This is a genomic window from Massilia haematophila, from assembly GCF_042647645.1.
In the GTDB taxonomy this organism is placed as follows: Bacteria; Pseudomonadota; Gammaproteobacteria; order Burkholderiales; family Burkholderiaceae_D; genus Telluria; species Telluria haematophila.
Genome location: NZ_JBHRVV010000001.1, coordinates 1657847 through 1677634 on the forward strand (window position 1 = coordinate 1657847; position 19788 = coordinate 1677634).

At 69.4% G+C, this 19788-nt stretch carries 14 protein-coding genes; 8 read left to right on the forward strand and 6 right to left on the reverse strand.

The genetic code is table 11. From position 1 onward, the window contains the following. Nucleotides 1-147: 147 nt before the first annotated feature. A complete protein-coding gene (locus ACFOPH_RS07460; protein WP_379734500.1) occupies nucleotides 148-1728 on the forward strand; it encodes a TerC family protein in 1581 nt (526 codons plus the stop codon). A gap of 86 nt (nucleotides 1729-1814) precedes the next feature. Here ACFOPH_RS07460 and ACFOPH_RS07465 read toward each other — a convergent pair whose 3' ends face one another. Then, a complete protein-coding gene (locus tag ACFOPH_RS07465; RefSeq protein WP_379734502.1) occupies nucleotides 1815-3818 on the reverse strand; it encodes a PKD domain-containing protein in 2004 nt (667 codons plus the stop codon). 329 nt (nucleotides 3819-4147) lie between these two features. Between ACFOPH_RS07465 and ACFOPH_RS07470 the strand changes: the two genes are divergently transcribed. The 3 genes from ACFOPH_RS07470 to ACFOPH_RS07480 all read left to right on the forward strand — a co-directional run bounded on the left by ACFOPH_RS07470 (nucleotide 4148) and on the right by ACFOPH_RS07480 (nucleotide 7354). Continuing rightward, nucleotides 4148-5200, forward strand: a complete 1053-nt coding sequence (locus ACFOPH_RS07470; protein WP_379734504.1) for a DUF5694 domain-containing protein — start codon at nucleotides 4148-4150, stop codon at nucleotides 5198-5200. 9 nt (nucleotides 5201-5209) lie between these two features. After that, complete coding sequence (locus ACFOPH_RS07475; protein ID WP_312551863.1) at nucleotides 5210-5611, forward strand: hypothetical protein; 402 nt, start codon at nucleotides 5210-5212, stop codon at nucleotides 5609-5611. A 69-nt stretch (nucleotides 5612-5680) separates the two neighbouring features. Then, the gene (locus ACFOPH_RS07480; protein WP_379734506.1) at nucleotides 5681-7354 is read left to right on the forward strand and encodes a mechanosensitive ion channel family protein; all 1674 of its coding nucleotides are present in this window, start codon (nucleotides 5681-5683) and stop codon (nucleotides 7352-7354) included. A gap of 73 nt (nucleotides 7355-7427) precedes the next feature. On the opposite strand, the gene ACFOPH_RS07485 is transcribed toward ACFOPH_RS07480, so the two are convergent. Further along, entirely contained in the window at nucleotides 7428-8477 is a 1050-nt protein-coding gene (locus ACFOPH_RS07485; RefSeq protein WP_379734507.1) for an NAD(P)-dependent alcohol dehydrogenase, read from the reverse strand. A 242-nt stretch (nucleotides 8478-8719) separates the two neighbouring features. On the opposite strand from ACFOPH_RS07485, the gene ACFOPH_RS07490 reads away from it, so the two are divergent. Together ACFOPH_RS07490 and zwf are read left to right on the forward strand one after the other, a co-directional pair. Beyond that, the gene (locus ACFOPH_RS07490) at nucleotides 8720-9613 is read left to right on the forward strand and encodes a LysR family transcriptional regulator (protein ID WP_379734508.1); all 894 of its coding nucleotides are present in this window, start codon (nucleotides 8720-8722) and stop codon (nucleotides 9611-9613) included. A gap of 125 nt (nucleotides 9614-9738) precedes the next feature. Next, nucleotides 9739-11205 carry a glucose-6-phosphate dehydrogenase gene (zwf, locus tag ACFOPH_RS07495; protein ID WP_312551856.1) on the forward strand — a complete coding sequence of 489 codons (1467 nt, stop codon included), beginning with the start codon at nucleotides 9739-9741 and terminating at the stop codon, nucleotides 11203-11205. Nucleotides 11206-11257: 52 nt separating this feature from the next. On the opposite strand, the gene ACFOPH_RS07500 is transcribed toward zwf, so the two are convergent. From ACFOPH_RS07500 to ACFOPH_RS07510, 3 genes are all read right to left on the reverse strand, one after another. Continuing rightward, nucleotides 11258-11566, reverse strand: a complete 309-nt coding sequence (locus ACFOPH_RS07500; protein ID WP_312551854.1) for a DUF3144 domain-containing protein — start codon at nucleotides 11564-11566, stop codon at nucleotides 11258-11260. A gap of 102 nt (nucleotides 11567-11668) precedes the next feature. Beyond that, complete coding sequence (locus tag ACFOPH_RS07505; protein ID WP_379734510.1) at nucleotides 11669-13519, reverse strand: alpha/beta hydrolase family protein; 1851 nt, start codon at nucleotides 13517-13519, stop codon at nucleotides 11669-11671. Nucleotides 13520-13727: 208 nt separating this feature from the next. After that, nucleotides 13728-15434, reverse strand: a complete 1707-nt coding sequence (locus tag ACFOPH_RS07510) for a hypothetical protein (RefSeq protein ID WP_379734512.1) — start codon at nucleotides 15432-15434, stop codon at nucleotides 13728-13730. A gap of 225 nt (nucleotides 15435-15659) precedes the next feature. Between ACFOPH_RS07510 and ACFOPH_RS07515 the strand changes: the two genes are divergently transcribed. Together ACFOPH_RS07515 and ACFOPH_RS07520 are read left to right on the forward strand one after the other, a co-directional pair. Then, nucleotides 15660-16409, forward strand: coding sequence for an alpha/beta fold hydrolase (locus ACFOPH_RS07515; RefSeq protein ID WP_379737881.1), 750 nt, complete (start codon nucleotides 15660-15662; stop codon nucleotides 16407-16409). Between the two features lie 4 nt (nucleotides 16410-16413). After that, nucleotides 16414-18003, forward strand: coding sequence for a hybrid sensor histidine kinase/response regulator (locus tag ACFOPH_RS07520; RefSeq protein WP_379734514.1), 1590 nt, complete (start codon nucleotides 16414-16416; stop codon nucleotides 18001-18003). 3 nt (nucleotides 18004-18006) lie between these two features. Here the strand turns inward: ACFOPH_RS07520 and ACFOPH_RS07525 are convergent, their stop codons facing one another. Further along, a complete protein-coding gene (locus tag ACFOPH_RS07525; RefSeq protein ID WP_379734516.1) occupies nucleotides 18007-19788 on the reverse strand; it encodes a peptidoglycan D,D-transpeptidase FtsI family protein in 1782 nt (593 codons plus the stop codon).

Consider the following 19788-nt stretch of genomic DNA (forward strand, 5'->3'; position numbering starts at 1 on the left):
ACGCGGCAAGCATCGCTTCCCCCGCCCGCGCGGGACCATTAGCGTCACCCAGTCCGAAGCAGTTCCGCCATCGCGGCGCCACGCCGCGCCCTGGCCCAGCCCTGGACAACGGCGGCGCACAAGTCTGCAACTACAAAGGTGTTTTACATGGAATGGCTATTCGACCCCACCATCTGGGTGGGCCTGTTCACGCTGGTGCTGCTGGAGATCGTCCTCGGCATCGACAACCTGATTTTCATCGCGATCCTGGCGGACAAGCTGCCGCCCCACCAGCGCGACAAGGCGCGCCTGCTCGGCCTGTCGCTGGCGATGGCGATGCGCCTGGGCCTGCTGACGATCGTGTCCTGGCTGGTCACGCTGACCACGCCGCTGTTCTCGCTGGGCGCCTTCAGCTTCTCGGGGCGCGATTTGATCCTGCTGCTGGGCGGCCTGTTCCTGCTGTTCAAGGCCACGGTCGAGCTGCACGAGCGCCTCGAGGGCGTGACACATACCCAGGACGGCTCGAAGGCCTATGCCGGCTTTGCCGCGGTGGTGGCCCAGATCGTGGTGCTGGACGCCGTGTTCTCGCTCGACGCCGTGATCACCGCGGTCGGCATGGTCGATGAACTGGGCGTCATGATGGCGGCGGTGGTGATCTCGATCGGCGTCATGATCCTCGCCTCGAAGCCCCTGACGCGCTTCGTCAACGCCCACCCGACCGTGGTCGTGCTGTGCCTGAGCTTCCTCCTGATGATCGGCCTGGCGCTGGTCGCCGAAGGCCTGGGCTTCCACATCCCGAAGGGCTACCTGTACGCGGCCATCGGTTTCTCGATCCTGATCGAAACCCTGAACCAGTTCGCGCGCCGCAACCTGCTCAGGAACCAGGCGCGCATTCCCCTGCGCGAGCGCACCGCGCAGCGCGTGCTGAACCTGCTGGGCAACCGCAAGCGCAGCGAGCCGGCGCCCGACACCGAAGAAGCGCAGGGCGTCGAGGAAGCCTTCGCGGTGGAAGAGCGCAACATGGTCAGCGGCGTGCTGACCCTGGCCGACCGTTCGATCCGCTCGGTGATGACGCCGCGTTCGGAAATGTCGTGGGTGAACCTCGAGCACGAGACCGACGACATCCTGCGCCAGCTGCACGCCACCCCGCACGGCCTGCTGCCGGTCTGCCGCGGCGAACTCGACAACATCGTCGGCATCGCCCGCACCAAGGACCTGCTGTCGGCGCTGCTGCAGCGCCAGCCGATCGACGAGACGGCCGGCGCCCTGCTGCGCGCGCCCATCGTGCTGCCGGAAACCGCCGGCGTGCTGACCGCGATGGACACCCTGAAGCGCGCCCGCGGCCAGCTGGTGCTGGTGGCCGACGAGTACGGCACCGTCCAGGGCCTGCTCAGCCCGGTCGACATCCTGGAAGCGATCGCCGGCGAATTCCCCGACGAGGACGAGCAGCCGGCCGTGCGCGCCCAGGGGCCGGGCCAGTGGGAAGCCGACGGCAGCGCCGACCTGCACCTGCTGCAGCAGGTGCTGGAGACCGACGCCCTGGTCGACGAGGCCGACGACTACACCTCGCTGGCCGGCTTCCTGCTGGCGCGCTTCGAGACCCTGCCCGAACTTGGCCAGGCCGTGGAGCTGGACGGCCTGCGCTTCGAGGTGCTGGCGGTCGAGGACAGGCGCATCGTGCGGGTGGCGATCCGCCGCGCCGAGGCGCACGGGCAAGCGCAGGCCGAGGCGCTGGCGCAGGACCGCTAAGGCCCGGCGGGGCGGCCGCTTCGGGCCGCCCCGCCCTGCACTGCTTACCCTGCACTGCTTACCCTGCACTGCTCACGCTGCACTGCTCACTCCCCCGCGATCCTGCCTTCCACCAGCGCGCCGCCGGCCTGGGCGCTGCCCAGGTTGTCGTAGACCACGGTCTCGGTCCCGGTCGCGGGATCGGTACGCCAGACCGTCAGGCCGAAGCGGTCCTGGCGGGCGCCGGGCGCGCCGGTCGTCGCCGCCAGCCGCACGCGGTAGCGGGCCGCTGCGACTGATGCGCCTGATGCTCCCGATGCGCCCGCCGTGCCATTGGTGGCGCTGCCTTCGAACACGTGCCGGCCGCCCTGGCGCCTGACCGGACGCAGGTCGTCGCTGCGCAGGTTCAGGCCCGGCAAGTCGAAGCGCAGCCGGCCCTGGCCGCGCGCCGCAGGCAGGTCGCCGGCGCCAGCGGCCGGCACCAGCAGGCTGAAGCGAGCCTTGCCGACGTGGCGTGGCGCGTGCGCCTGGGCGCCCGGCGGCGACAGCAGCGCGCCCTGGCCGGCGATGTCGCCGGGCGCCGTCACCACCACAGTCCTGCCGACCACCGTGCTGCGGCCACTCCTGTCGACCACCGTTGCCGTCACCGGGTAAATCCCCGGCGCCGCGTAGCTGTGGCTGGCGCTGGCGCTGCCGGCGCCGTTCGCCTCGCGCATCCTGCTCGCGCCGCCGCTGCCGTCGCCCCAGGACCAGGCGATGCTGCGCGTGCCGGTGCGGTCCGGGTCGACCCACGCCACCGATGCCTCTACCAGCGTCCCGACCCCGACCAGCTCGGGCGCCTCGATCGGACCGACGGCGTGTCCGTCGCTGTTGCCGCGTCCGGGCTTGAGCAGCACCAGCCCGGCGTTGGAACTGGCCACGATCGCGCCGCTGTCGTTGATCGCGAGGGCGGCATCCAGCACCAGCCCCGGCGGCGCATGGCGCAGGCGCCGGTTCAGGTCGAGCATGCCGGTCCGGGCCGACCACAGGAAGGCACGGGACGTTTGGGTCGCGTCGTCGGCCAGGCCGACCAGCTGCCCTTTGTTGTTGAGTTCGAGCACGCGCGAGGACGGGCCGCTCAGGGTGCCAAGCTGGCGCAATCCGCCCGCACGCGTCCAGTAGGCCGCGCGCTGGGTGCCGTCGGCGCGGTTGACGAGGGCAGCGACCTGGGCGTTCGGGCTCATCGCCATGACGAAGGATTCGATGCCGCCGGCCGTGCCCAGGTCGCGCATGCCGCCGGCGCGGGTCCAGAAGAACGCCCTGTAGAGCCCGCTGACGGGGTCGAGGCGGCTGCCCGCCACTTCGCCCCTGGCCCCGACGGCGATGCCTTCGGAATAGTCGCTGCCCAGCGTGTCGATATCGAGCAGGCCGCCGCCGCGGGTCCAGACGAAGGCCTGGCGCCGGTTGTCGGGCGTATCCGAGGTGCCCGTGATGAGGCCGGCATCGTTGAGCGTGTTGCCGAAACTCGACAGGTAGGAGGTGAAGGCTCCCAGGTTTTCCATCCCGTTCGCCCGGCTCCAGCGGAACGCGCGGGGAAAGAACGAGGGCACGCCTTCGGAGGTGCCGGTAACCACGCCCAGGTTGTTGATCGCCGTTGCCCGCGAATTGGCTGCGCCCGGCAGCACGCCCAGGTCGAGCATGCCGCCGCCCGCGCTCCAGAAGAAGGCGTGTTCGCTGCCGTTGGCCAGGAAGGAGCCGCCGGTGACCTGCCCCGCATTGTTCAGGTCGAGGGCGAGCGTCTCGGCCCCGCCCAGGGTGCCGATGTCGCGCACCGCGGCGCCGTCGTAGAAAAAGCCGCGCGACACCGGGCCGGGAAAGGTCGAGAAGACCACCTGTCCCCTGGCATTGATCTTCGGCAGCGCGCTGAGCTGGCCGCTGCCCAGGTTGACCACACGATAGGTCGTGGCGCTCGCGTGCGCAGGCCCGCGCAGATCGCCGGCGGCGGGCGCGACCTGCTGCGCCACTGCTGGAGCGGCTGCGGCTGCGGCTGCTGCGGCAAGCGCGAACAACAGCGGCGACAGGCGCCACGCCGCTTTGGTGACGGATCGGGTGCTGCCTTGAACGCGACGCATTATTTCCCTCCAGGATAGACAATCGATGAACGCTGCCGCGGCCACCGGGCGCTGCGGCGAAGACGCCCGATCATGCGCCGGCCGCTGCCGGCACGCTTGCGCAAAACCCGCTGTCGCGCCTGCATCTGCGAAGAATCAGACGGACGCTTGCGCCGGCGCGTGGAAAGTGCTCGGCTTTACGTGTAGCAATTTCGCTCCGGCACGGTTAGCCGGACAGCGCCCGTTTTCGACGGCCTGGACCGGCAAATCGGCATCCTGTCCTTTCCCGGTTGTTCGACCGGCAAGTCTTCTCTAGATTCTCCTGCAACTCGACAACAGGGAGGGACGGCATGGCAAACTGGCGTACGTGGACCTGCATCCTCGCCGCGGCGCTGCCGCCGGCGGCGCAGGCGCAGATCGACCTGACGACGTTTGATCGCGGCATGGCGGGACCGCGCGCCCAGGTGCTGGTGCTCGGCACCATCCACCTGAACACCCTGCCGGCCAGCTTCGACCCGGCGGCGCTGGACGGCGTGCTCGACCGGCTGGCGGCCTTCAGGCCCCAGATCATCACCATCGAGGACGAGCCGGGCGACGAGTGCGACCTGGCCGCGCGCCAACCGGCGAAATACGGTCCCGACTACTGTCCCTCGACCGCGGCGGCGCAGGCCGCGACCGGACTCGACATACCCGGCGCCCTGCATGAGGTCGGCAAGACCCTGAAGGCCTGGCCGGCCCAGCCGACGCCGGCCCAGCGGCGCCGGCTCGCCGCGCTGTTCCTGGCGTCAAACGACCCGGCCTCCGCCTATGTCCAGTGGCTGCAACTGCCGCTTGCGGAGCGCCGCGCCGGCGACAGCCTGGACGCCGCGCTGGTGCAGCAACTGACCCGGATCGGCACCCGCAACGACGAGAGCTACCAGATCGCGGCGCGGCTGGCGGCGCGCCTGGGCCTGCCGCGCGTGCACCCGGTCGACAACCACACGGGCGACCTGATCGACGTGCCCGACATCAAGGCTTTCGTAAGCGAGATCGAGGCCGCCTGGGCCCAGGCCGACGGGGTATTCAAGGTGCGCAAGCAGCGCGAAGACGCGCTGGCCAAGGCGCCCGACCTGCTGCCGCTGTACCGCAGCGTGAACGATCCGGAAGGCCTGCGCCTGCTGGCCGAGGCGAACGTGGTGCCGGCGATGCGCGCGAAGTCCGCCCAGGGCTACCCGCAGATCTGGGTCGGCGGCTGGGAGACGCGCAACCTGCGCATGGTCGCCAACATCCGCGAGACCTTCCGCGAGCGGCCCGGCGCGCGCGTGCTGAGCATCGTCGGCGCCTCGCACAAGCCCTGGTTCGACGCCTGGCTCGGGCAGTTGCAGGGAGTCGACATCGTGGATGCGGTGGCGGTGCTGAAGTAGAATGCGTCCATGAGCTATGACCTGATGGTATTCGCGCCCGAAGCGGCGCCGCACAAGCGCCCCGCCTTCCTCGACTGGTACGACGAACAGACCGAGTGGGAGGAAGACCACGGCTACGACGACCCGGCCCTCGCCACGCCGGCACTACAGGCGTTCTGCGCCGAGCTGGCGGCCACCTTCCCGCCGCTGGCCGCGGACGCCCCCGACGAGGCGGCGGGCACCGACTACACGATCGGCCGCACCCTGGTCTACCTGTCGTTTTCCGACTGGGAGCGGATCGACCAGGCCCACGAGTCGGTGTTCGCCCTCGCCGCGAAACATGGGCTGGGTTTTTTCGACGTGAGTTCCGACCTGGCCGAGGTGTGGCTGCCCGATAACAAGGGCGGCCTGCGCATCGCCCATTCGGATTGACACACCTGCGCCACAGACAGCCGGGAAAATGCATGGCATGATGCTGGGTTTTTCCAACCAGCAATTCTCATGCTTGCCCCGGTTCGTTTCCTTGTCTTCCTGACCATCCTCCTGTCCGGCGTGCTGTCCGGCGCCCTCGCCCAAGGCGCGCCCGCCCAGCCGGCACCGACGACTACCGCGCCGAGCGCCCAGCTGAACGTCGGCGCCCGCACCATCTTCGTGTTCCGTTCCAGCCTGGCCGGCTTCCCGCCCCAGGACCGGGCCGAGGGCGCGCGCAAGCGCCTGGACAAGGCGCTGGCGCTGGGCGGCGCGCAGCGCACCGGCACCCGCGCGATCGAACAGGGCACCCAGGTCCTGCTCGACGGCCGCCTGCTGTTCCTGGTGACGCCCGACGACGTCAACACCCTGGCCGGCGACAGCACCGAGGAAGCCGCGCACGAGGCCGCGGCGCTGCTCGACAAGGCCCTGCAGGAGCGGCGCGAACAGGCCACGCCGCGCTACTTCCTGATCGCCGGCGCCTGGTGCCTGGCGGCCACGCTCGCCTACTGGCTGGTGCTGCGCGCCCTCGGCCTGCTTCACCGCCGCGTGCGCGCCTACAGCAAGCGCGCGGTCGGCCGCCGCCTGGAGCAGGTGCGCTTCCGTAACGTCGCCCTGTTCGATGCCGAGCACGTGGTGCGCTTCATCCGCCAGGCCGCCAGCGCGCTGGTATGGTCGGCGCGGCTGTTCGCGACCTTCCTCTGGGCCACCTTCCTGCTCGGGCACATCCCCTACTTCCACGACTGGGGCGAACAGCTGCGCGGCTACCTGGCGGCAACCGCCTTCGATGTCGCCGGCGGCATCGGCCGCGCGCTGCCGGGCCTGGTCGTGGTGGTGGTGATCGCGGCGCTGGCGCGCCTGGCGATCCGCACCGCCGGCTCGGTGCTCAAGCGCGTCGAGAGCGGCGAACTCGAACTGGGCTGGCTCGACCGCGACACGGCGCCGCCGACCCGGCGCCTGGTGAACGTCGCCATCGTCCTGTTCGCGCTGGCGATGGCCTACCCCTACCTGCCCGGCTCGCACACCGCGGCCTTCCAGGGCCTGACCGTGCTGGCCGGCCTGATGGTCTCGATCGGCGGCTCGAGCCTGGTGGCGCAAGGCGCCTCGGGCCTGATCCTGATGTACACCCGCACCCTGCGCAAGGGCGAATACGTGCGCATCGGCGAGGCCGAGGGCACGGTGGTGGAACTGGGGATGTTCGAGACGCGCCTGCGCACCGGGCTGGGCGCCGAGATCGCGCTGCCGAACGCGCTGGTGCTGTCGAATACGACGAAGAACTATTCGCGCGCCGGCGGCGACGCCGAGTTCACGGTGGAGGCGGCGGTGGCGATCGGCTACGACACGCCGTGGCGCCAGGTGCACGCGATGCTGCAGCAGGCGGCGCGCGAGACCGAAGGCGTGCTGCAGGAGCCGGCGCCCTTCGTCGCCCAGACCGCGCTGTCGGACTTCTACATCGAATACCGGCTGGTGGCCCAGGCCCGCGCCGCGTCGCCGCGCGAGCACGTCGACGTGCGCAGCCGCCTGCATGGGCGCATCGTCGATGTCTTCAACCTGAACGGCGTGCAGCTGACTTCGCCGCACTTCGTGCAGGAGCCGGCGAAGTCGCACGTGCTTGCGCCGGAGTGCTGGGAACCTGAACCGGCGCCGGCGCCGGCGCCGGCAAGCGCATTGTCCGCCACGGCCGCGGGCGCTACTGCGCCTCGCTGAGCTGCGCCATCCGCCGCAGCCGCGTCATTTACGGCAAGGCGACGCGCCAGGAAACCGCGCCGCCCTACGCGGATCAGCCGGCCAGGGTCGCGCTGTCGATCACGAAGCGGTACTTGACGTCGCCCTTGAGCATGCGCTCGTAGGCGGCGTTGATTTCGTCGGCGCGGATCATCTCGATGTCGGCGACGATGCCGTGCTCGGCGCAGAAGTCGAGCATCTCCTGGGTTTCCGGGATGCCGCCGATCATCGAGCCGGCCAGGGCGCGGCGCTTCATGATCAGGTTGAACACCTGCGGCGACGGGTGCGGCGTGGACGGCGCGCCGACCAGCACCATGGTGCCGTCGCGCTTGAGCAGGTTCAGGAAGGCGTCCAGGTCGTGCGGCGCGGCCACGGTGTTGACGATCAGGTCGAGCGATTTCGCCTGCTCGGCCATGGCGCCCGGGTCGCGCGAGACCACGACTTCATGGGCGCCGAGGGCCAGCGCATCCTGGCGCTTCGATTCCGAGGTGGTGAAGGCGACCACGTGGGCACCCAGCGCACGCGCCAGCTTGATGCCCATGTGGCCCAGGCCGCCGATGCCGACGATGCCGACGCGCTTGCCGGGACCGGCGTTCCAGTGGCGCAGCGGCGACCAGGTGGTGATGCCGGCGCACAGCAGCGGCGCGACGGCGGCCAGCTGGTCTTCGGCGTGGCGCACGCGCAGCACGAAGCGCTCGTGCACGACGATCTGCTGCGCATAGCCGCCCAGGGTGTGGCCGGGCGCGTCGGCGGTCGGGCCGTTGTAGGTGCCGACCATGCCGTCGCAATACTGTTCCAGGCCGTCCTCGCAGTCGGCGCAACCCTGGCAGCTGTCGACCATGCAGCCGACGCCGACCAGGTCGCCGACCTTGTGGCGGCTGACGTGGGCGCCGACGGCGACGACGCGGCCGACGATCTCGTGGCCCGGCACGCAGGGATACAGGGTGCCGGCCCATTCGCCGCGCACCTGGTGCAGGTCGGAGTGGCAGACGCCGCAATAGGCGATGTCGATCTGCACGTCGTGGGCGCCGACATCTCGGCGGGTGATGTCGAGGGAAACGAGGGGTTGGTCGCCGGCATGGGCGCCGTAGGCTTTGACGGTCATGGATGAGTCCTTTGGATGATTGCTGGTGCGGACCTGGCGTGTGACATGCGCGAGGTCGAAACAGGGGGAGATGGTAAGGGCAAACAGCCAGGCAAAACGGGCACGAACTTGCTTGCCCTTATGAGCTAGATTCATGAATCGACGCGGTGATTCGGTACGCTGCGTCATAAGCTGTATGATAAACCTTCCCGGGGAACGGCGTCGGACGCTTCCCATTTCGAGACCCGTTTCCAGATCCATCTATGGCCCGCGACAACATCAACGACATCCTCGTCTTCCTCGCGGTCGCACGCGAGCGCAGCTTCACGCGCGCCGCCAGCAAGCTGGGCATGACGCAATCGGCGCTGAGCCACATCATCCGCGGCCTCGAGGAACGGCTGGGCGTGCGCCTCCTGACCCGCACCACGCGCAGCGTCTCGCCGACCGAGGCCGGCGAGCGCCTGCTGCAGAACGTCGGCCCGCGCCTGGACGAGATCGACGCCGAAATCGCCGCGGTGAGCGACCTCGGCGCCAAGCCGGCCGGCACCATCCGCATCACCGCCATCGACCACGTGATCGACACCCTGCTGTGGCCGCGCCTGGCGCCCCTGCTGCCGCTCTACCCCGACCTGCACGTCGAGCTCAGCTCCGATTACCGCCTGGTCGACATCGCCGCCGAGCGCTTCGACATCGGCGTGCGCTACGGCGACCAGGTCGAAAAGGACATGATCGCGGTACGCCTGACGCGCGAGATGCCGATGTCGATCGTCGCCGCGCCCGGCTACTTCGCCCAGCGGCCGCTGCCGACCTCGCCGCAAGACCTCATGAAGCACAACTGCATCGCGCTGCGCCTGGCCAGCAGCGGTGGCCTGTATGCCTGGGAGCTCGAGCACGACGGGCAGCCGCTGGAGCTGCGCGTGCGCGGCCAGGTCGTCTGCAATACGGCGCCGCACATCCTGCAGGTGGCCCTGAGCGGCTGCGGCATCGGCTTCCTGCCCGAGGAGATGACCGCGCCCCACGTCGCGCAGGGACGGCTGGTGAGGGTGATGCACGACTGGTGCCCGCGCTTTCCGGGGCTGTTCGCGTATTACCCGAGCCGCAGGCAGTCGTCGCGCGCCCTGGGGCTGGTGATCGAGGCGTTACGGTACAAGGAATGAGAAACGCCGGGAGCGGCGCCGGCGGCATGGTTTCGATCCGGCCGGCGATCAAGTGATATGCTAAGCGAATTGCCAAACAAGCCGGGCCTGCCCGACAGCCCGGCCCTTCACATCTACGAAAGCACATGACGCCTACTCCAGCTCCCGACACCGAACTCCCTCTCGACATGGTCATCTTTGGCGGCATGGGCGACCTTGCGATGCGCAAGCTGCTGCCCGCGCTGTACATGGCCTACCTGCACGGCAACCTGCCGGGCGCGACGCGCATCCTCTCGACCGGGCGCCAGGAGTTCGACCGCGCGGCCTACCTGGCCCACGTCAGCGCCCATTCGCGCCCCTTCATCACCGGCGAGAACTTCAACGAGAATACCTGGAACGGTTTCCTGAACCTGCTCGAGTACGTGCGCCTGGACGTCCAGTCCGCGCCAGACTTCGGCGCCCTGGCCGAAGCCTCGCGCGCCGGCGCCCAGCGTGTGTTCTATCTCGCCACCGCGCCCTCGCTGTTCACCACCATCTGCGACAAGCTGTCCGCCGCCGGGCTGGTCGACAAGCATGCGCGCGTGGTGCTGGAAAAGCCGCTCGGCCGCGACCTGGCGTCGGCGGTGGAGATCAACGAGGCCGTCGGCCGCCATTTCGCCGAATCGCAGATCTACCGCATCGACCACTACCTGGGCAAGGAAACGGTGCAGAACCTGATCGTGCTGCGCTTCGGGAACTCGATCCTGGAGCCGATCTGGCGCGCGCCGAACATCTCGAGCGTGCAGATCACGGTGGCCGAGGAAGTGGGCGTCGGCAGCCGCGCCGGCTTCTACGACGGCACCGGCGCGATGCGCGACATGGTCCAGAACCACCTGCTGCAACTGCTGTGCATCGTGGCGATGGAGCCGCCGACCTCGCTGTCGCCGGACGCGGTGCGCGACGAGAAGCTGAAGGTGCTGCGCTCGCTGCGCCGCTTCAGCCTGGCCGACATCGCGCGCGACACCGTGCGCGGCCAGTACAGCCACGGCGTCTCCGGCGGCGAAGAGGTGCAGGGCTACCTGGAAGAAGCGAACGTGCCGCTTGACTCGCGCACCGAGACCTTCGTCGCGCTGCGCGCCCACATCGACACCTGGCGCTGGTCGAAGGTGCCGTTCTACCTGCGCACCGGCAAGCGCATGGCGCGCCGCTCCTCGCGCATCGTGATCGAATTCGCGAATCCGCCCTTCCCGCTGTTCCCGGAAAACCCGGTCGGGGTGACCAACCGCCTGGTGATCGAGCTGCAGCCCGAGGAAGCGATCAAGCTGCAGATCATGGCCAAGCAGCCCGGCAGCGGCGTGCAGATGCAGCAGGTGGCGCTGAACCTGGACCTGCAGTCGGCCTTCCAGCAGCGCCGCGCCGAGGCCTACGAGCGCCTCCTGATCGACGTGGTGCGCGGGCGCCTGACCCACTTCATGCGCCGGGACGAACTGGAAGCGGCCTGGGCATGGGCCGACCCGATCATCGAGGGCTGGAAGACGCTGGGCGAGAAGCCGCAGCAGTACGCCGCCGGCTCCTGGGGTCCGGCGGCCTCGTTCGCGCTGCTGGCGCGCGACGGCTTCTCCTGGTTCGAATAAGAACGAGGCCGGCCCGTAAGAACGATGCCGGCCCCACGGGCCGGCATCGTTCTTACTGCGGGTTCGGTTGCATGAACTTCGCGTAGTTCTCGATGAAGTTGTCCATGTTCGCGACCATCATCTCGCGGAACTGGCCCGTGAAGTACTCCAGTGCGCGCTCTTTTTCGAGCGCCATGTTCTCGGCGCTGCCGGTGCTTTGCGCGACCAGGAAGGCGTTGAAGCGGGCCGAGGCAAACAGGGCGGAGGCGCCGGCTTCGCTCGGCGAACTCGCTTCGGACTGGTCGTTCACCAGGTTGATGACGGCGTCGACGCGTTGCCAGAATTCGGGGCTGGTGGCGGGGCTGGCGGTATTGTTACTCATAAGTTCTCTTACCTTGCAGTTGAGCGTCAAGGGGGCCGCCCTTGCAGGCGCCGTCCCCTCGCCGCGGGAGTGGGTTACGCTTGATGCAACCCGGCAAGCTTCTCACTCTAGCACAGTCGTCGCAGCCGGCGCCGCTGCGGGGGCGGCAACCGGAAGATGCTTGCCCAGGAAGTCGAGCATGGCCTCGAAATACGCGACCTGGCTATGCTGGTAGTACAGGCCGTGACCTTCTTCGTTGAAGACCACCCACGTCACCTTTTTGCCGCTGGCCTCGAGGGCATCGCGCATCCGGGGGCCGTGGGCAATCGGCACCCGCTCGTCTTCCCTGCCGTGCATCAGCAGCACCGGCGCCTCGATCCTGGCCGCATGCCTGAGCGGCGATACCGGATCGAAGAGCGTCGCGCTCATGCTGCTGTCGCCGATGTGGCGCTTCATCAGCTGGCGGCTGGCCTTGTCGAAGCGTAGATCGTTCCAGTCGGAGAACAGGTGACCGATGTCGGTCACGCCCGCGAAACTGATCCCGCAACGGTACAGTTCCGGCGTTTTCACCAGTCCCCACAGGGCGGCGTAGCCGCCGTAGCTGGCGCCGACGATGCAGATGCGTTGCGGATCGGCGATCCCCTGGGCGACCAGGTGGCGCACCCCGTCCGTGATGTCGTCCTGCATGGCCTTGCCCCATTCGCCGAAACCCGCTTCCTCGAAGCGGCGCCCGAAGCCGCTCAATCCCCTGAACTGGGGCTGGAACACGAGATAGCCGCGGTTGGCCAGCAACTGCACCTCGGCGTCCCATCCCCAGTGGTCGCGCGCCAGCGGGCCGCCGTGGATCAGCACGATCATGGGCGCCGATGTTGCCGACGTTGCCGACGTTGCCGATGTTGCCGATGCGGTTAGTGCCGTGGGCCGGGTCAGGTAAGCCGGGATCGTCAGGCCATCGGCCGCCTTGTACGACATCACCTCCATCGGGCGCATCCTTGCCGGGTCGATCGAAGTCCGTGCCTTGCCGACCGTGACCAGCGACTTCTTCGCGATATCGAAGTAATACCAGGTGCCCGGGTCCACGTCCCCGTAGGAACGCACCAGCACGGCGCGGCGCGGATCGCCCGACAGGATGTTCACCCGGTCCGGCAGCAGCACGTCGATCTGCCTCTGCATCGCGGCCCGGTCGCGCTGGAACCAGACCTGCTCGCGCCGCATGCCGCTGGTCGCGACGTAGTCGAACGTGGCCTGCTCGATCCCGTCGTAGGACAGGATGTCCTGGGTCGGATGACCGGCCAGCATCTCGACCTGACGGCGCTCGACGGTGTCGTAATCGAAGAGCGCCCGGGTGTCGCGCCCCTGGCGCGAAGCGATCACCAGCCTGTCCGGCTCGTCCGGCACGTAGGCGGGTACCCAGAAATCCTCGTCGATCCGGAATTCCGCGAGCTTGGTCCAGGTCGGCTTGTCCGCCGGCTTGTACCAGTTGGAGACCGTCGTGGCGTCCTTGAACAGGGCTGAGTCCATCAGCGTGATGGCACGCAGGTTGCCCTGCTTGTCGAAGGCGTAGCGCAGGGGCTCGCCGGGCGGGTGCCAGAACGTCGTACACGCGCCCGTGCGGGCGTTGCACCTGGCGACCTTGTGCTTGTGGGCGTTTTTCGTGACGATGACCTCGCCGCTGGCGGCGCCGAAGCCGACGCGTCCGACGACCGACTCCCCGAGCGTTCGCAGCTTCTTGCCTTCCAGGTCCATCGACTCGGCGTCGTAGCCAAGGTTGACCGCGAGGACATCGTTGTCGGCCCAGATCACGTCGCGCGGCGCTTTCAGATAGCTCCAGAAGCCTTTCGAGAACCTGGCGCCCTTACGCAGCTTCCTGACCGCGAGCGTCTCGGTATCGACCAGGATCAGGCCGTAATTGAGCCCGTCGAAGAGGATCGCGGCGATGTGGCGCCCGTCCGGCGACAAGGTAGCCGACCTCATGCCGGAGGCTTCGGTCAATTCTCCAGGGTCAGGGGTTGCGCGGAGGCGGAGGACGCGAGCAGCGCCGCACAGAAAGTGAAAATGAGTGTCAGAGATTTCATGTTTTCGTCCAGATAGTTACTGAACTATAACAATATTATCCTCCGATTAACATCCCACCGTGGCTGCGCGGGGGCGCGCCGCTGCTGCTTGGCATCCGTCCGCCTGTTTAGTACCCGACCAGCTTCAGCAGCGCATCGGTGATGCCTTCCAGCCCGCGGCTGACGCGGCCTGGCTTGCCGCCGGCCTGCGGGGTTTCGTCGTAGAGGTAGATGCCGTCGCTGCCGTCGAAACAATCGTTCAGCAGCGCGTTCTGGCCGCGCAGGTAAGGAAGAAAAGGCGCGCTGCGCACGGTCGAGTAGGCGACGTCGGTCGAGAAGCCCAGGGTGGCGGCCTGGCGGCTGGCGTGCCTGCCCCGCGCCGGCTGGACCCGCACGCCGCGTTTGCCCTGCAGGGCAAGCGTGAGCGGTCCACGCAGCACGAAAAAGCGCAGCTGCAGCGTCAGCCAGGCGTGCAGGCTGTCCAGCCGCCAGTGCCAGCCGATGTCGGGCGGCGTCCTGGTGTCGGCCAGCAGTCCGACCAGGGCCCGGGGATGCAGCGCCAGCGCCCGCCCCGCCGGGATGCGGACCACGGCGATTTCGCTCAGGCCGTCGTCGCTGCTGGACAGCACGATCGGGTCGTCGGCGCTGCGGGTGCGCACGCTGGTGAGCAGGGCCATGCCCGAGACCAGGCTGGCCCACCAGCGGCCCCGGATCAGCCAGCGCGTCGTCTTGCTGGCCGCGACCGGGACGCTTTGCAGGTAGTGCGGCAGCACGAGCAGTTCCTCGTGCGGCGCGAGCGTGAGGGTCTGCGAGACGGCCGAGGGAGACAGCAATTCCACCGGCTCCCCGCCCTGCCCTGGCTGCGGTCCGGCAGCATCGAGCCGGACCGGGGCCGCGCGCGTGGCCAGCGGGGCCAGCACGAAATACAAGAAGGCGCGGATGGCGGCGCGGCCGGCCAGGCACAGGAACAGGATGGCGCAGGCCAGCGGAAGCGCCTGCAGCAGGGGCCTGGCCAGGCGCGCGAGCGGATCGCGGGACACGGCGAGACGGGCCTCGGCGAGCCGCTCCTCGAGCGGCAGCAGCACGCGGTCGAGCTGTTGCCGGTCGAGCGCGAAAGCGCCTGGCCCGGGCGCGGCAGGCAGGCGCCGCAAGGCCGCATCCTGGGCCCGGTAGGCCGCGGCCGCCCGCGCATTCTCGGCCGTCAGCGCGGCAATGTCGTGCGCCAGCCGCTCGAGGGCCGGGCTGCGCGCCCAGGGGTACTGCATGCGCCGCGCATCGACCCAGCCGAGCCGGGACTGTTCCTCGCGCTTTGCCATCAGCCGGGCATACACGGCGCGGTGCCGCTCGAGCAGGCGCCGGCGTTCGCGCACGGCCAGCTCGCGGTTGTCGAGTGCGACCAGGTGGGCGCGCAGCTGTTGCAGGTAGGCGAGCTCCTGGACCAGGAGTTCGCGGTCGAGGCGCCCCTTGTAGCGCTCCGCCAGTCGGCCGGCGTATTGCCGGGGACCGTCTTTCAGCAGGGCGCCCAGCGCGTTCTCGTCGTCCGGCACCTTGGTCCGCAGTGCGTCGTTCACCCTGCGGATGCGCGCATCGAGTGCGGCCAGCGGCAGCTGCCGTGCCGCGGCCAGTCCGTCCACGACGGCGCCCGCGCGCGCTTCGCGGTAGCGCAGCAGCTCGTCGCGAACGGCGCTCACCGCCGCCAGCTTGTCGCGCGCCGACAGTGCGCCGCGGATGCCGTCGACCACGTAGTTCCCGACCACCAGCACGACCGCAATCGCCAGCACCGAGAGCAGGTAGAAAATCGCTGCGCGCAGCAAGGGCTTGAAGGCAGATTGCAAGAGCACTCCGTGGACTCGACCGTTACCCCCGCATTGTAACGGACGCTTCCGCTCCGTCCTGTCGCAGCGCCGGCGCTGGCGCCGGCAGGGAGACATATGCACGGAGATGCATGTCAAACAGTTAATCGTGTACAATTCAATTGTTAAATTCTCAATTGAGCATCCTTGATGTCGCGCACACAAGCACGTAACAACGTCCGTGTCGCCGGCGATGGTTCCGCAACCATGGTGTTCGCCCACGGATTTGGCTGCGATCAAACCATGTGGCGCTTCCTCGCTCCGGCTTACACAAACCGTTTTCGCACGATCGCCTTCGACCTGGTCGGCAGCGGCAACTCCGACCTGTCGGCCTACGACCGCGACAAATATGCCACCTTGCACGGCTATGCCGACGACCTGCTCGAGATCCTCGACGAGTTCGCCACCGGCCCGGTAATCTTCGTCGGCCACTCGGTCAGCACCATGATCGGCCTGCTGGCCACGATCGCGGCGCCGGAACGTTTCGCCGCCCAGGTCATGGTCGGCCCCTCGCCCTGCTACATCAACGACGGCGATTATGTCGGCGGCTTCAGCCGGGAAGACATCGACGAGCTGCTCGAGACCATGGACGCGAACTACCTCGGCTGGTCGAGCAGCCTGGCGCCGGCCATCATGGGCGTGCCCGACCGCCCGGAGCTGCGCGACGAGCTGACCAGGAGTTTCTGCAGCAACGATCCCGCGATCGCCAAGCATTTCGCGCGCGTGACCTTCCTGTCCGACCATCGCGCCGATGTGCCGCGTTCGCCCGTGCCCGCCCTGATCCTGCAATGCAGCGACGACCTCGTCGCGCCGCGCGCGGTGGGCGATTACCTGCACCGCCACCTGCCGGTGAGCACCCTGCACGTCATCGAGAACGTCGGCCACTGCCCGCACATGAGCGCGCCGACGGAGAGTTCGCACGCGATCGACGCCTTCCTGGCGCAGACCCTGCGTTGACGCCGTGAGCGATCCTTCGCCCGGCGGCGAGGCGCTGTTCGACGACGCCGCCTGCGCCCTGATCCTGACCGCGACCGACGGCCTGATCCTGCGCATGAACGGCCCGGCCTGCGCCTGGCTCGGCTACGAGCAGGCCGAACTCGTCGGCCAGAAGCGCATGCAGGACCTGCTGCCGGTCGGCGCGCGCCTGTTCTATCACACGCATTGCCAGCCCCTGCTGCAGGCGCAGGGCTCGGTGGCCGAGATCCAGGTCGACCTGCGCAACCGGCGCCAGGAGCGCCTGCCGATGCTGATCAACATCGTGCGCCGCGAGCACGCGGGCCGCACCGTCTACCACTGGGCCCTGTTCAAGGCATCCGAACGCCGCGCCTACGAGCGCGAACTGCTGTTGGCGCGCCAGGCGGCGGAAAGCGCCCTGGAAGCGCGGCGCAGCGCCGAAGCCGAGCTGACCAGGCTGAACGCCCAGCTGTCGGCAGCGGACCGGCGCAAGGACGAGTTCCTGGCGACGCTCTCGCACGAGCTGCGCAATCCCCTGGCGCCGATGCGCAGCGCGCTCGATGTGTTCACGCTGCGCTTCGGCAGGTCGACGGACCCGCGCCTGCTGGAGGTGTTCGACCGCCAGCTGCGCCACCTGACGCGCCTGGTCGACGACCTGATGGAAATGTCGCGCATCACCCAGGGGCGCATGCAACTGCGGCGCGGGCCGGTCGAACTGTCGGCATTGTTGCGCGGCGCGGCCCAGGACCTGGCGGGGACCATGCAGGCCGCCGGCCACACCCTGCGCCTGTTCCTGGCCGAGGGGCCGGTGCACGTCGACGGCGATGCCACCCGGCTGGCCCAGATCGTCGTCAACCTGCTCACCAACGCCGCCAAATACACGCCCGAGGGCGGCCTGATCGAGCTGCACCTGGACTGCGCGCCCGGCATGGCCGAGATCCGGGTGCGCGACAACGGCATCGGCATTCCGGCTGCGGCGCTCGCCACGGTGTTCGACATGTTTTCGCAGCTCGAACCGGCGCTGGAACGCTCCAGGGGAGGGCTCGGTATCGGCCTGGCCCTGGTGCGCGGCATCGTCGCGCTGCATGGCGGGACGATCGCCGCCGAGAGCCCCGGCCCCGGCCTGGGCAGCACCTTCACCGTGCGCCTGCCGCTAGCCGCGAACCTGGCGGCGGAAGCGGACGCGGACCGTTGCGCCGCTCCTGCCCCGCATCCAGGCGCGGCGGCGCAGGCCAGGATCGCGGTGGTCGACGATAACCACGACGCGGCGGCGACCCTGGCGATGGCGCTCGAGGCTGCCGGTTGCGAAGTCGCGGTCGCGCACTCGGCGACGGAGGCGCTCGCGCTGGCGGCGGCCATCCGTCCCACGGTGGCCCTGCTCGATATCGGCCTGCCCGACATCAACGGCTACGAACTGGCGCGGCGCCTGCGCCAGCTGCCGGGCGGGTCGTCCATGCTGCTCATCGCCACCACCGGCTGGGGCCAGCAGAAGGACCGCGAACGCGCCTTCGAAGCGGGCTTCGATCACCACCTGACCAAGCCGATCGACCTGGCGCTGCTCCGGCGCCTGTTGGCGGCGGCCGCAGGCAAGGCCTAGCGTTCACGGCGCCCCCGCGCCCGCCGTTCCCTCCTTCTCCTCGTCCTCCGCCGGCGCCGCGATGATGTCGGCCACCGGCCCGTCCGGCGCCACGCCCAGGATGCGCAGGGCATCGCGGGCGACTGCCGCGAACACCGGCGCGGCGACGCGGCCGCCGTAGTAACCGCCCCCGGTCGGTTCGTCGACCATCACCGCGACGATGATGCGCGGGGCCGAGACCGGCGCGAAGCCGACGAAGCCGGCGATGTAGCGGTCGGTATAGCGTCCGTTCACCGGCTTGTGCGCGGTGCTGGTCTTGCCCGCCACCCGGTAGCCGGCGACCTGGGCGCGCGGCGCGGTGCCGCCCGGCCAGGTGGCGCGCTCCATCATGGCGCGCACCGCCGCGGCAGTCTCGGGCGCGATCACGCGCCGGGTGGCGGGCGCCTCGTCGGTCTTCAACAGGCTGACCGGGATCATCTCGCCGTCGCGCGCGAAGATCAGGTAGGACTGGGCCATCTGCATCAGCGAGGTCGACATGCCGTGGCCGTAGCTGATGGTGGCCTGCTCGATCGGCTTCCAGTTGCGGTGCGGGCGCAGGCTGCCGGCGGCCGTGCCGGGAAAGCCGAGCTGGGGCGCCTGGCCGAAACCGGCCTCGGTCAAGAGCGTCCACATGCGCTCGGCCGGCATCGCCAGCGCCAGTTTCGCGGTGCCGACGTTCGAGGATTTCTGCAGCACTTCCGCCACCGTCAGGGTGCCGTGGCGGCTGGCGTCGCAAATGGTGGCGCGGCCGATACGCAGGTGTCCCGGCGCGGTCTCCATCGCCGTCTCCGGCGTCATCAGCCCGCTCTCGAGCGCCGCAGCGATGGTGAAGGGCTTGACCACCGAGCCCGGCTCGTAGGTGTCGGTCAGCGCGCGGTTGCGCAGCTGGGCGCCGCTCAAGCGCCGGCGGTCGTTCGGGTCGTAGTCCGGCAGGTTGGCCAGCGCCAGCACCTCGCCGCTGCGCACGTCGAGCACGACGATGGCGGCGGCGCTGGCCTGGTGGCGCTCGAGCGCCGCCTTCAGGTGGGTGTAGGCCGCGTGCTGGACGTCGCGGTCGATCGACAGCGCCAGCGCGCCGCCTTCGCGCGCCGGCAGCGTCATGCCGGCGTCCTCGACCACCCGGCCCAGGCGGTCCCTGATCACGCGCCGGCTACCGGCGCGTCCCGCCAGGTGGGACTGGTGCGCCAGTTCCATGCCGTCCTGGCCGACGTCCTCGACGTTGGTGAAGCCGACCAGGTGCGCGGTGCGCTCGCCCTGCGGATAATAGCGTTTGGTTTCCCTGCGCGTGTGGACGCCGGGGATGTCCAGCGCCAGCACCTGGTCGACCAGGTCCTGCTCGACCTGGCGCCGCAGATAGACGAACCCGCGCCGGCCGTCCAGCCTGGCGTCGAGCTCGCCGCGGGTGAGGCCGGGCAGGCGCGCCAGTTCATCCAGGCGTGCGGTGGGCGCGGCGCGCACCTCCTCCGGGATCGCCCACAGCGCCTTGACCGGGAGCGACATCGCCAGCAGGTGGCCGTTGCGGTCGACGATCGGCCCGCGCATGGCCGGCAGCTCGACGGTGCGCGCATAGCGGTAGGCGCCCTGGCGGCGCAGGAAGTCGTCGGACAGCAGCTGCAGCCAGACCGCGCGCAGCCCCAGCGCGGCGAAGGCGGCAAACAGCACGAACAGGACCAGGCGCGAACGCCAGGCCGGCAGGGTCTCGCCCAGCACCGGGCTTTCGGAAAAGGCCGCGCCCTTGCCGCGGGCGATACGCGGGATCGAACCCAT

What these genes read in the sequence shown, in the direction of transcription:
- ACFOPH_RS07460 (WP_379734500.1), top strand. Translation starts at nt 148, where the DNA reads ATGGAATGGCTATTCGACCCCACCATCTGGGTGGGCCTGTTCACGCTG.
- ACFOPH_RS07470 (WP_379734504.1), top strand. Translation starts at nt 4,148, where the DNA reads ATGGCAAACTGGCGTACGTGGACCTGCATCCTCGCCGCGGCGCTGCCG.
- ACFOPH_RS07515 (WP_379737881.1), top strand. Translation starts at nt 15,660, where the DNA reads ATGGTGTTCGCCCACGGATTTGGCTGCGATCAAACCATGTGGCGCTTC.
- ACFOPH_RS07480 (WP_379734506.1), top strand. Translation starts at nt 5,681, where the DNA reads ATGCTTGCCCCGGTTCGTTTCCTTGTCTTCCTGACCATCCTCCTGTCC.
- ACFOPH_RS07500 (WP_312551854.1), bottom strand. Translation starts at nt 11,566, where the DNA reads ATGAGTAACAATACCGCCAGCCCCGCCACCAGCCCCGAATTCTGGCAA.
- ACFOPH_RS07525 (WP_379734516.1), bottom strand. Translation starts at nt 19,788, where the DNA reads ATGGGTTCGATCCCGCGTATCGCCCGCGGCAAGGGCGCGGCCTTTTCC.
- ACFOPH_RS07465 (WP_379734502.1), bottom strand. Translation starts at nt 3,818, where the DNA reads ATGCGTCGCGTTCAAGGCAGCACCCGATCCGTCACCAAAGCGGCGTGG.
- ACFOPH_RS07485 (WP_379734507.1), bottom strand. Translation starts at nt 8,477, where the DNA reads ATGACCGTCAAAGCCTACGGCGCCCATGCCGGCGACCAACCCCTCGTT.
- ACFOPH_RS07490 (WP_379734508.1), top strand. Translation starts at nt 8,720, where the DNA reads ATGGCCCGCGACAACATCAACGACATCCTCGTCTTCCTCGCGGTCGCA.
- ACFOPH_RS07475 (WP_312551863.1), top strand. Translation starts at nt 5,210, where the DNA reads ATGAGCTATGACCTGATGGTATTCGCGCCCGAAGCGGCGCCGCACAAG.
- ACFOPH_RS07505 (WP_379734510.1), bottom strand. Translation starts at nt 13,519, where the DNA reads ATGAGGTCGGCTACCTTGTCGCCGGACGGGCGCCACATCGCCGCGATC.
- zwf (WP_312551856.1), top strand. Translation starts at nt 9,739, where the DNA reads ATGACGCCTACTCCAGCTCCCGACACCGAACTCCCTCTCGACATGGTC.